12 protein-coding genes and 2 tRNA genes are annotated in these 10,365 nt (G+C 62.6%); 4 read left to right on the top strand and 10 right to left on the bottom strand.

Annotated features, from left to right (window positions below; translation table 11 throughout):
* The coding region (locus EN990_RS33460; protein ID WP_245446368.1) for a GTP-binding protein at positions 1–126 on the bottom strand (126 nt) is incomplete at its 3' end.
* Positions 127–437: 311 nt separating this feature from the next.
* Between EN990_RS33460 and EN990_RS33465 the strand changes: the two genes are divergently transcribed.
* Positions 438–1,325, top strand: a complete 888-nt coding sequence (locus EN990_RS33465; protein ID WP_027163678.1) for a DMT family transporter — start codon at positions 438–440, stop codon at positions 1,323–1,325.
* Positions 1,326–1,457: 132 nt separating this feature from the next.
* On the opposite strand, the gene EN990_RS33470 is transcribed toward EN990_RS33465, so the two are convergent.
* The gene (locus tag EN990_RS33470; protein WP_013531402.1) at positions 1,458–1,715 is read right to left on the bottom strand and encodes a GlsB/YeaQ/YmgE family stress response membrane protein; all 258 of its coding nucleotides are present in this window, start codon (positions 1,713–1,715) and stop codon (positions 1,458–1,460) included.
* Positions 1,716–1,847: 132 nt separating this feature from the next.
* On the opposite strand from EN990_RS33470, the gene EN990_RS33475 reads away from it, so the two are divergent.
* On the top strand, positions 1,848–2,312 hold the full coding sequence (locus EN990_RS33475; protein WP_013531401.1) for a YidB family protein: 465 nt from the start codon (positions 1,848–1,850) through the stop codon (positions 2,310–2,312).
* A gap of 76 nt (positions 2,313–2,388) precedes the next feature.
* Here the strand turns inward: EN990_RS33475 and EN990_RS33480 are convergent.
* Positions 2,389–2,462 (bottom strand) — tRNA-Gly (locus EN990_RS33480).
* 89 nt (positions 2,463–2,551) lie between these two features.
* Positions 2,552–2,636: transfer RNA gene (locus EN990_RS33485), tRNA-Tyr, on the bottom strand.
* Between the two features lie 197 nt (positions 2,637–2,833).
* On the opposite strand from EN990_RS33485, the gene rlmB reads away from it, so the two are divergent.
* A complete protein-coding gene (gene rlmB, locus EN990_RS33490; RefSeq protein WP_027163677.1) occupies positions 2,834–3,682 on the top strand; it encodes a 23S rRNA (guanosine(2251)-2'-O)-methyltransferase RlmB in 849 nt (282 codons plus the stop codon).
* Positions 3,683–3,788: 106 nt separating this feature from the next.
* Here the strand turns inward: rlmB and EN990_RS33495 are convergent, their stop codons facing one another.
* The 3 genes from EN990_RS33495 to gcl form a co-directional block, all read right to left on the bottom strand.
* Entirely contained in the window at positions 3,789–4,706 is a 918-nt protein-coding gene (locus tag EN990_RS33495) for a 2-hydroxy-3-oxopropionate reductase (protein WP_127388540.1), read from the bottom strand.
* A gap of 157 nt (positions 4,707–4,863) precedes the next feature.
* The gene (hyi, locus tag EN990_RS33500) at positions 4,864–5,661 is read right to left on the bottom strand and encodes a hydroxypyruvate isomerase (RefSeq protein ID WP_127388541.1); all 798 of its coding nucleotides are present in this window, start codon (positions 5,659–5,661) and stop codon (positions 4,864–4,866) included.
* 26 nt (positions 5,662–5,687) lie between these two features.
* Positions 5,688–7,469, bottom strand: a complete 1,782-nt coding sequence (gcl, locus tag EN990_RS33505; RefSeq protein ID WP_127388542.1) for a glyoxylate carboligase — start codon at positions 7,467–7,469, stop codon at positions 5,688–5,690.
* Positions 7,470–7,684: 215 nt separating this feature from the next.
* On the opposite strand from gcl, the gene bhcR reads away from it, so the two are divergent.
* Complete coding sequence (bhcR, locus tag EN990_RS33510) at positions 7,685–8,506, top strand: HTH-type transcriptional regulator BhcR (RefSeq protein ID WP_127388543.1); 822 nt, start codon at positions 7,685–7,687, stop codon at positions 8,504–8,506.
* Here the strand turns inward: bhcR and EN990_RS33515 are convergent, their stop codons facing one another.
* From EN990_RS33515 to EN990_RS33525, 3 genes are all read right to left on the bottom strand, one after another.
* Positions 8,507–8,866 carry a hypothetical protein gene (locus tag EN990_RS33515; RefSeq protein ID WP_127370546.1) on the bottom strand — a complete coding sequence of 120 codons (360 nt, stop codon included), beginning with the start codon at positions 8,864–8,866 and terminating at the stop codon, positions 8,507–8,509.
* Between the two features lie 189 nt (positions 8,867–9,055).
* Positions 9,056–9,361 carry a BA14K family protein gene (locus EN990_RS33520; RefSeq protein WP_013531394.1) on the bottom strand — a complete coding sequence of 102 codons (306 nt, stop codon included), beginning with the start codon at positions 9,359–9,361 and terminating at the stop codon, positions 9,056–9,058.
* Positions 9,362–9,971: 610 nt separating this feature from the next.
* On the bottom strand, positions 9,972–10,190 hold the full coding sequence (locus tag EN990_RS33525; protein WP_013531393.1) for a hypothetical protein: 219 nt from the start codon (positions 10,188–10,190) through the stop codon (positions 9,972–9,974).
* Positions 10,191–10,365: the final 175 nt, after the last annotated feature.

A 10,365-nucleotide genomic window follows, 5' to 3' on the forward strand; every position in this document is an offset into this window, starting at 1 on the left:
GTAGCGCTTGTATTCGCCAAAATACTTGGTGATCGCCGCCGTCAGCGACGTCTTGCCATGGTCGACGTGGCCAATCGTGCCGATGTTCACGTGAGGCTTGTTACGCTCGAATTTACCTTTTGCCATTGTCTCTTTCCTTGGACGGCCCGGATCTTCAGTTCGGTCGAAGACCTTCAGTTCAGTCGAATGCGGGGCGATTAGCGACAAAGGCCAAAAAACACAAGCGTCTTTTGGCCGGGTGCCGTCTCACTCAGTCCGAACCATCGATCCGATTGCGGGGATGTGGCGCTGATATAGGAAGGCTCCGGGCAAAATGAAGGGGTAGCGGCCGACCGATCGAGGCCGCGAAAGCGCCGGCCTGCTTGCCCGGCCCTGTCTGAATCATGGCCAGGCCATGGACCATTGCCGCCGCCATCCGCCTCTGATCTTGTGGCCGGATGCATTTCATCCCTGCCTCTATCCGCGGCCCGCTGTTCATGATCGTCTCGACGGGGTCGTATCTCGTCAACGACACGATGATGAAGCTCGCGACGGCGGGCCTGCCGTCTTATGAGGTGCTGTTTCTGCGGGGTGCCGCGGCGGCCCTCTGGGGCTTCCCGCTGCTGTTCGCGCTGGGCTACGGCAAGCAGATCCCGCTGATCTTCGACAAGCGCGTCCTGAGCCGGAACGTGCTCGAGCTGGCGGCGATCCTTTGCTATGTGGTCGCGCTCGCCAACATGCAGATCGCCGATTCCACCGCGCTCGGCCAGATCACGCCGCTCTTGATGCTGGTTGGCTCCTCGATCCTGTTTGGCGAGCGGATCGGCGGCCGGCGCATGGCGCTGATCGGGCTCGGCTTCGTCGGCGCGCTGATGGTGGCGCAGCCGACCATGCAAGGCATTTCGGTCTATGCCCTGCTGGCGCTCGGCAACGCAGCCCTTGCAGCGGCGCGCGACCTAGCCGGCCGGCGGGTCTCGGCCGAGGTGCCGGGAATGATCGTGGCGATTTCCGCCGTCGTGGTGGTGCTGATCGGCGCCGGCGCCGCGCATCTTGTTTCCGAGCGCTGGGTCATGCCCGGGGCGCATCACCTGCTGCTGATGGCAGGTGCTGGATTTTTCCTGATCTTCGGCCACTTCTTCATCTTCATGGCCTATCGCGTCGGACCGACCAGCGCCGTGGCGCCGTTCTACTATTGCTTCACCGTCTGGGCGGTCATTTCGGGCCTGCTGGTGTTCGGGCAATTCCCCAACACACTGGCGGTCTGTGGCATCCTGCTGGTCGTCGGCAGCGGGCTGACCATCGTGTCGCTGGATCAGCGCCAGCGCCGGTTGGCCGTCGTCGCCTAGCCTCGTTTCATTGCGGGAACGCCGATCTTTGTTTTCGGCGCCCCGATGCCATAGGCAAGCCACAGCCGGGCATACCGGCCTGAAGCCGGTCTTGCCTTCAGAAACTCGAAACCTCAGACGATCCGCAGGCGCCTAAAGCGTCCGCCTTGCGCTGAACTGATGGTAGGCCCACAGAACAACCACCGCCCCGATGACGGCAACGATCAGGCTGTAGATGTTGAGACCGGTGACGCCCGATGCGCCGAAGGCACTGAAGATCAGCCCGCCGACAATGGCGCCGACGATGCCCAGCACGATATCCATTATGACACCCTGGCCGGTCTTGTTGACGATCTTGCTGCCTATGAAGCCGGCGACCACGCCGAGAATGATCCAGCTGATGATACCCATTTTTTCCTCTCCATCCCCTCGCCAGCCGAACATTTTCATATGATTGTCAAAACCTCAAGCCAGCTTGAAATTCCGCCCGAATGCTTCATTGTTGAGGAGGGGTCGGGCCTTGGTCGCTATGGAGGATCCACGATGGGACTTTTTGACAACGCCGTTCCCGGCGGCAACATCACCAAACCTCTGATGATCGCACTCGGCGCATTGCTGGTCGGCAAGATGCTGAGCGGCAGAAGTGCCGAAGAGCCGGAACAGTCTCCCGCGCCCGCTCCGACCGCCCCCGTCCCGACGGAAACCACATCCGCCGACGGTGGCCTGCTGGGCGGCCTGGGCGGACTGCTCGAAAAGCTCCGGGACGCCGGTCACGGCAACACCGCGGACTCCTGGGTCGGTACCGGCCAGAACCAGTCGATCAACGCCAACGATCTTGGCGCCGCGATCGGACCGCAGATCATCCGCGAGATCGCGCAACGGACCGGACTGGACGAGCAGGAACTACTCAAGCAACTGTCCACCGCCCTGCCCGGCATCGTCGACAAGCTGACGCCGAACGGCCAGGTGCCGCAGCAGCACCAGGTCGCATCCGCGTTCAACAGCTGACGCGGCGCAGCCACGACAATTGGAGCGCTGCGCTTCGTGCGCGGTGCTTCGGCTTGCCGGTGATGGGATGAGTGTCTGGAGCGGGTAGCGGGAATCGAACCCGCATATTCAGCTTGGAAGGCTGCTGCTCTACCACTGAGCTATACCCGCGCCTTACCTGAAGTACCGGATTCATCCGAAAAGCGCCATGCACTTTTCGGTCCGATTCTTGTCGCGTTTCAGGGCTTCCGGGCCGGCAGTGGTGGAGAGGGTTGGATTCGAACCAACGTAAGCTAAGCTAACGGATTTACAGTCCGTCCCCTTTAACCACTCGGGCACCTCTCCAGTCTGCCGCCGGAGCCATGCAACGAGGCATTCACGCCGATCCGGACCCGAGTTATGTGTTCTCCGAAACCAGCGCAGCGCCTTATGGCGGCAAGGCCATTGGGTGTCAACCGCGCAGCCAGCGTTTTTCGATGTTGTTCGCCGGCTGTGACGGCGGGCCATATCCTTGGCCGGAGGACACCGCTATAGAACCAGCCATGAGCGATAAAACCAACACCCCCAAAGACACCCATTACGCCAAGCTGCGCCGCGCCTATCGCGACGAGAAAAGCGGCGGCGCGCCGGCGTTCCGGCCTCGACAGCCGGTTCCGCCGGGCGAAAATGCCGCGGACGGACTGGTGCGGCTCTACGGCCTGCACACGGTTCGCGCCGCACTCGACAATCCGCGCCGCAAGATCAGGAAGATGCTGGTGACGCGCAATGCGGCCGAGCGCCTCGAAATCGCCGATCTCGCCGCCCTGCCCTTCAAGACGGAACTGGTCGAACCCAGGGATATCGACAAGATCACAGGGTCGGATGCCGTGCATCAGGGTGTGCTGATCGAGGCCGAGCCGCTTAAAGCCAAGCGGCTCGATGCGCTTGGTGACGCGAAGCTGGTGCTGGTGCTCGACCAGATCACCGACCCGCACAATGTCGGCGCCATCCTGCGCTCGGCGGTCGCCTTCGGCGCCGGCGCGCTGATCACCACGGCCCGCCACAGCCCGCAGGAATCGGGCGTGCTGGCGAAATCCGCCTCGGGCGCGCTGGAGCACATCGACCAGATCGAGGTGAAGAACCTCGCCGAAGCGCTCGGCCAGCTGCACGAGGCCGGCTTTCGCACCATCGGGCTTGATTCGGACGCGCCGGCCGAACTCGAAAAGAGCTTTGCCGGAGAAAAGATCGCCCTGGTGCTGGGCGCCGAGGGCAAGGGCCTGCGCCAGAAGACCCGCGAGACGGTGACCACGCTGGCGCGGCTCGACATGCCCGGCGCCATCCATTCGCTCAACGTATCGAATGCCGCGGCGATCAGCCTTTACGTGGCACGGGCATTTTTGAAGCGCGGCTAAGCCAAAAAACATCTCGACGAGAAACGGGTCCCGACAGACGTCGGAACCCGTTCTTCGATGGGCCAGGAGTTGGCGGCTTGGGAACGTTGCGCCGCCCTCTCCTGACCTATGCCGCTTTGCCCCGGGTGCCGGCTGCCTCGCTGCCGACCTCGAAATCGGCCATCCTCTCAAGCGCCCTGACCAGTGCCGAATGATCCTCCTTGGCGCCGCCATTGGCCGCGCAGGCGTTGAACAGTTGCTGCGTGGTGGACGTGTTGGGCAGCGACACGCCGAGCGCTTTCGCGCCCTCCAGCGCGAGGTTCAGATCCTTCTGGTGCAGTTCGATCCGAAAACCCGGGGCGAAGGTGCGCTTGACCATACGCTCGCCATGCACTTCCAGAATGCGCGAAGCCGCCAGCCCGCCCATCAGCGCCTGCCTGACCTTGGCCGGATCCGCGCCGGCTTTCGAAGCAAAAACAAGCGCTTCGGCGACGGCTTCAATAGTCAGCGCAACGACGATCTGGTTGGCCACCTTGGTGGTCTGGCCAACGCCGTTGGGCCCGACCAGGGTGATGTTCTTGCCCATCTTCTCGAACACGGGCTTGGCGCGCTCGAAGGGTTTCTCCTCGCCGCCGACCATGATGGTGAGCGACGCCGCCTTGGCGCCAACCTCGCCGCCCGAGACCGGCGCGTCGAGATAGTCGCAGCCTAGATCGTTGATTTTCCTGGCAAAAATCTTGGTCTCGATCGGTGAGATCGAGCTCATGTCGATGACCAGCTTGCCTTTGGTCAGACCGGACGCGACGCCATTCTCGTTAAACAGCACATCGGCGACCTGCGGTGTGTCGGGCACCATCAGAATGATGATGTCGGCGGCCTTCGCCACGGCAGCATGGCCGGTGACTGACGTTAGGCCCTTGGCGACGAGATCGGCTGAGAATTTCGATCGATGGTCGCTGGCTATGACCCTGTAGCCCGCGTCCAACAGGTGCCCCGCCATCGGTGCGCCCATGATGCCGAGGCCGATGAAGCCGATGGTTTCCATTTTGGTTCTCCAGTTGCTTGTGTGAAACGCCCCCTCATCCGGCCGCTAGCGCGGCCATCTTCCCCCGAGGGGAGAAGAGAAGCCGACGTTGGTGCCTGTCTCTTCTCCCCTCGGGGGAAGGTGGCCCGAAGGGCCGGATGAGGGGGCGCGGCGTTGGCTAGGCCGCAGCACTTCCCTGCCCGGCTAATGCTTGAAACCACCCCAGCCCAGCCTCCGTCCCGGCCTTCGGCTTGTATTCCGCCCCGATCCACCCCGAATAGCCGATGCGGTCGATGTGCTCGTACAGGAAGGGAAAATTGATCTCGCCCGTCCCCGGCTCGTGACGGCCTGGATTGTCCGCAAGCTGGATATGCGCGATGCGGTCGAGGTTTACCTCGATGGTACGGGCGAGATCCCCCTCCATGATCTGCATGTGATAGATGTCGTATTGCAGGAACAGGTTCTTCGACCCGACACGGTCGATAAGCACCAACGCCTGATCGGTATAATTGAGAAAAAAGCCCGGGATATCGCGCGTGTTGATCGGCTCGATCAGCAGCCTGATGCCGGCCTGCTCCAGCTTTTCCGCCGCGAAGGCGAGGTTTTCGGCAAAGACGTCCTCCAGCACCTTGCGATCGGCGCCGGCGGGCGCGATGCCGGCCAGGCAATTGACCTGCTGGCAGCCGAGCGCCTGCGCGTAGGTGATCGCCTTGGCGATGCCCTGGCGGAATTCCGGCACGCGGTCCGGCAGCACGGCAATGCCGCGCTCGCCCTTGCCCCAGTCGCCGGCCGGCAGGTTGAAAAGCACCTGCGTCAGGCCGTTCTTCTTCAGCCGGGCGGCGACGGCATCGGGCGCATGGTCATAGGGGCCGATATATTCGACGCCCTTGAAGCCGGCGCGGGCGGCGGCATCGAAACGGTCGAGGAACTCATGCTCGCCAAAGAGCATCGAAAGATTGGCTGAAAAACGCGGCATTCTTTTTCTCCCTTTCTCCGCCAAGCCTAATCCAGCATGACGATCGACGTCGGCGCATCTTCGTGGCTCTCGGCAAGCTCCTCGAATTCGGTGATCTTGTCGATCTCGGTGCCCATCGAGATGTTGGTGACGCGTTCGAGGATGAATTCGAGGACAACCGGAACCCGGTGCTCCTTCATCAACCGCTGCGCCTCCTTGAAGGCATCGGCGAACTCTTCCGGCTTGCGCACCCTGACCGCCTTGCAGCCCATGGCCTCGGCGACGGCAACATGGTCGACGCCGTAGCCGGCCTCGGGATCGCCTGCCCGGTTGATGTTCTCGAAGGCAAGGTCGACCTCGAAGTCCATCGAGAAACCCCGCTGCGCCTGGCGGATCAGGCCGAGATAGGCGTTGTTCACCACGACATGGAGATAGGGCAGCTTGTGCTGGGCGCCGACCGCCAGTTCCTCGATCATGAACTGGAAATCATAGTCGCCCGACAGCGCCACGATGGTCCGGTCGGGATCGGCGGCGCGCACGCCAAGGGCAGCCGGCAAGGTCCAGCCGAGCGGGCCGGCCTGGCCGCAATTGATCCAGTTGCGCGGCTTGTAGACATGCAGGAACTGCGCGCCGGCGATCTGCGACAGGCCGATCGTGGTGACGTAGGTGACGTCGCGGCCGAACGCCTTGTTCATCTCCTCATAGACACGCTGCGGCTTCAGCGGCACCTGGTCGAAATGCGTCTTGCGCTTCATCGTCTTCTTGCGAGCCTGGCATTCCTTCGCCCAGCCGGACCAGTCGCGCAGTCTGCCTGCCGTCTTCCACTCGGTGGCGACGTCGAGCAGCATCTTCAGCGCAGCACCAGCATCCGAAACGACGCCGAGATCCGGCGCGAAGACGCGGCCGATTTGAGTGGGCTCGATGTCGACATGGATGAATTTTTTGCCCTTGGTATAGACATCGACGGAGCCGGTGTGACGGTTGGCCCAGCGGTTGCCGATGCCGAAGACGAAATCGGCTTCCAGCATCGTCGCATTGCCATAGCGGTGCGAGGTCTGCAGCCCGCACATGCCGGCCATCAGCCGGTGGTCGTCGGGGATCGCGCCCCAGCCCATCAAGGTCGGGACGACCGGCACGCCTGAAATCTCGGCGAATTCGATCAGCAAATCCGACGCATCGGCGTTTATGATGCCGCCGCCGGCGACGATCAGCGGCTTTTCGGCGGCGTTGAGCATCGTCAACGCCTTTTCGGCTTGGGCGCGCGTCATGGCCGGCTTGAACGGCGTCAACGGCTCATAGGCATCGATGTCGAATTCGATCTCGGCCAGCTGGACATCGACCGGCAGGTCGATCAGCACCGGACCCGGCCGCGACGAGCGCATCAGATGAAAGGCCTTCTGCAGCGCCATGGGGACGAGATAGGGCTCCATGACCGTGACCGCCCATTTGGCGACCGGCGCGGCAATGGCTGATATGTCGACGGCCTGGAAATCCTCCTTGTTCAGCCGCGCCCGCGGCGCCTGGCCGGTGATGCACAGGATCGGAATGGAATCAGCGGCGGCCGAATAGAGCCCGGTGATCATGTCGGTGCCGGCCGGACCCGAAGTGCCGATGCACAGGCCGATATTGCCTGCCTTGGCCCGGGTAAAGCCTTCCGCCATGTGCGAGGCGCCCTCGACGTGACGGGCAAGCACGTGGCGGATCGTTCCCCTCGCCTTCAGCGCCGAATAGAACGGATTGATCGCCGCGCCCGGCACGCCGAAAGCGCAGGAAATGCCTTCCTTTTCGAGAACGAGAACCGCGGCATCGACAGCGCGCATCCTGGCCATTTTCCAGCCCTCCACGGGTTTGTCATTGTTGGATTGGCTGAGGATGTCAGCACGCCGGCTATTTTTCAATTTTTTCAGAATATTTTTTCATTTAGAGAAAACAACGGCTATATGCTGATTTTATTGGATTTTCCGTTTTCCAGGAATCCTGGCCTGCGATTCTAGTGAAAAATTTTTTCATTGTGCATTTGGCGAAATCGGTCGAGAATGACGCCATGGAAACCACGGAAAAACGCCAGCGCGGCCGGCCGCGCGCTTTCAATGGGCCCTCGGAGGCCAGTTCGGTGCAGTCGCTCGATCGGGCGCTGCGGATCCTGGCCATTGTCGCGGAAGGCAGCGGCCTGTCGCTAAGCGAAATATCGGCGCAGAGCGGGCTTGCCGCCTCCACCGCCTACCGCATGCTGACGACGCTGCAAAACCACGGAATGGTCGAATTCGACACATCAGACCAGTTGTGGTCGATCGGCGTCGAGACCTACCGTATGGGCGCGGCCTTCCTGCGCCGCCGCAAGCTGGTCGACCGCGCGCGTGTCGTCATGCAGGAGCTGATGGAGAGAACCGGCGAGACCGCCAATCTCGGCGTCGCCGAGGACGATTGCGTGGTCTTCGTCAGCCAGGTCGAGACGCATCAGGCGATCCGCGCCTTCTTCCGGCCGGGCACGCGCAGCCCCTTCCATGCGTCGGGCATCGGCAAGGCGGTGCTGGCGCATCTCGAGCCGGAGCGCGTCGGAACCATGCTGCGCAAGGCAGGCCTGCAGCGCTTCACCGACAGGACGCTGTCCGACATTTCGGCGCTTGCCCACGATCTGGCGCGGATCAAGCTGCGCGGCTGGTCGGTCGACGACGAGGAGCGGCACCCCGGCATGCGTTGCGTGGCAGCCGCCATCTTCAACGAATTCGGCGAGCCGATCGGCGGCGTTTCGGTGTCAGGGCCGACGGTGCGGGTGACGCCGGAGCGGCTGGCCGAGATCGGCCCGCTGGTGCGCGATGCGGCAGCCGAGGTGACCAGGATGATCGGTGGCGTGCGAGCCGACTGATCAGCCCGCCCCGGGCAGCGCGCTCCTGGTCGCGATATCAAAGAAATCGAGAAGGATGGCCATGCCGACGCCGCAGGCGGTGAATATCAGGCCGGCCATGAAGATGCGGTTGGCGCGTTCATAGATGCGCCGCTGCAGGCATTTCGTGTGGAGCAGCAGCGAGAGCGCCCGCATCTGCAAGGCAATGCCGGCCAGGATCGGCAGGACGGCGACAAGATGGTAGGTCTGCCACGGGATCGGGTTGGCGGCCCAATGGGTGATGAAGCCCAGCGAAAACGCCAGCAGGATGCCGACGGTGGTGACGGTGCCGTTGCGGAAAATCGTTTCGACCAGGTCTTCCCTGGGGTCCTGCTCGTCCAAGGGTCTCTCCCCGCGTTTCGCGGTCCAGGATAGACGCTCGGAAAATCTCTGTACACTGTCCGATCTGTCGCCGGACCAATCCCTTCAGTTCTGCGCTGAAGCGGCCGATGGAGCACGCACCGCTACCATCCAGACAACAGAAGAGGGGCTCGCATGGGCCCCTCTGTTGCTGAACGGGTCCTCCTCCCCTCAGAGACGGCAATAGTGGCGATATCCGTCGTGGCCGAGATAGGTATCGGAGTCTGCGTCGTAGCTGGCATAGCGATCGTAGCAGCGGCGGACATGCCACGAGCCACCGCCTTCGTCGACATAGACGGTGCGCGGCTGGGCGAGCAGGCTGCCGAGGACGAAGCCGCCGACGCCGGCAGCAATGCCGATGCCGATTTCGCGGTTGTGGTGATGGCTGTGGGCGGCCGAAGGCTGCACGGTGCCGGCCAGCGTGGCGGCGGCGACGGCGGTGGCGATAAGGCCGGAAACGAGTGTGTTCTTGAACATGACGATCTCCTTGCTTCGTTGACCGAGGCGATCCATCCGCCTCTTGATCATCTGTCGTCGCAGCCAGGAAAAAGGTTCGAACTTTTTTGATTTTTCTGAGATCCGGGAAATCGGATGGACCGAGGTCCACGCTGACGGCGACTGGAAGAGGTTGGAGAGGACGTTGATGCGGCCAATCTCCCCCATTTGCTGGGGCTACGCCATGCACATACCCGCTATGACTGGGGTGACTGATCGGCCCGAGGCCCGATTGCCGCGTGGGTCCCCCAATCCGTCGCTGCTTCGCAGCGCCACCTTTCCCCCTCCGGAGGGAAAGGAAAGGAGCGTTGCTGGGCGAGCGTTGACGGCAAAAGCTTGGCGCCTTCCCTCTACCCCGTCGATCGGGGGAGCGGTGGCTCGGCGGGGCCGAGACGGAGTGGGACCAGCGCCGCATAAGGCAATGCATGCGCCAAGCTGCCATGCACTCTATCGCCAAAGACCAGTTGCTTGGAAATGTGTGCATGCCGTAGCTTGCCGGGGATCAGCAGCTTTGCCGCCTTACTTCACGAGGTGATCGCCGAACGCAAAAAGGGCGGCCGAAGCCGCCCTCTTGGGGAATTGGGTCCCTCCATCAAAGGAAAATGATCACCCTGCCGTGCCTGTGGTGATGGTTGTGGTGGTGGTTGTAGTGCTTCCACCAGAACTTCTTGAAGTGCTTCTTGTGATGGTTGTGGTGGTGATGATGATGGCCATGCATGCCGTGGGCTGACGACGTGCCGACAGTGCCGGCGAGCGCGCCGGTGGCGACGAAGATGGCGACGAGGCCCGAGGTAAGAGTGCGCTTGAACATGATGATCTCCTGGATCTTTTGATCGAGGCGACCCATTCGCCTCTGACCATCAGTCGGCGCGGCGCAGCAAAAGGTTCGAAAGGTTGAGGAGATTTTTTGTGGGACGCCGTTGACGCCAGCGCGGCGACGGCAAGGACACCAATGACCCGTCGCCCCCTATTCCCCTATTCCCCTA

The sequence above is a fragment of the Mesorhizobium sp. M7A.F.Ca.US.005.03.1.1 genome, assembly GCF_003997975.1.
Lineage (GTDB): Bacteria > Pseudomonadota > Alphaproteobacteria > Rhizobiales > Rhizobiaceae > Mesorhizobium > Mesorhizobium ciceri.

Excerpts from the sequence above, each read along its gene's own strand:
- EN990_RS33465 (WP_027163678.1), top strand. The coding sequence starts at position 438 with ATGCATTTCATCCCTGCCTCTATCCGCGGCCCGCTGTTCATGATCGTC.
- EN990_RS33470 (WP_013531402.1), bottom strand. The coding sequence starts at position 1,715 with ATGGGTATCATCAGCTGGATCATTCTCGGCGTGGTCGCCGGCTTCATA.
- EN990_RS33475 (WP_013531401.1), top strand. The coding sequence starts at position 1,848 with ATGGGACTTTTTGACAACGCCGTTCCCGGCGGCAACATCACCAAACCT.
- rlmB (WP_027163677.1), top strand. The coding sequence starts at position 2,834 with ATGAGCGATAAAACCAACACCCCCAAAGACACCCATTACGCCAAGCTG.
- EN990_RS33495 (WP_127388540.1), bottom strand. The coding sequence starts at position 4,706 with ATGGAAACCATCGGCTTCATCGGCCTCGGCATCATGGGCGCACCGATG.
- hyi (WP_127388541.1), bottom strand. The coding sequence starts at position 5,661 with ATGCCGCGTTTTTCAGCCAATCTTTCGATGCTCTTTGGCGAGCATGAG.
- gcl (WP_127388542.1), bottom strand. The coding sequence starts at position 7,469 with ATGGCCAGGATGCGCGCTGTCGATGCCGCGGTTCTCGTTCTCGAAAAG.
- bhcR (WP_127388543.1), top strand. The coding sequence starts at position 7,685 with ATGGAAACCACGGAAAAACGCCAGCGCGGCCGGCCGCGCGCTTTCAAT.
- EN990_RS33520 (WP_013531394.1), bottom strand. The coding sequence starts at position 9,361 with ATGTTCAAGAACACACTCGTTTCCGGCCTTATCGCCACCGCCGTCGCC.
- EN990_RS33525 (WP_013531393.1), bottom strand. The coding sequence starts at position 10,190 with ATGTTCAAGCGCACTCTTACCTCGGGCCTCGTCGCCATCTTCGTCGCC.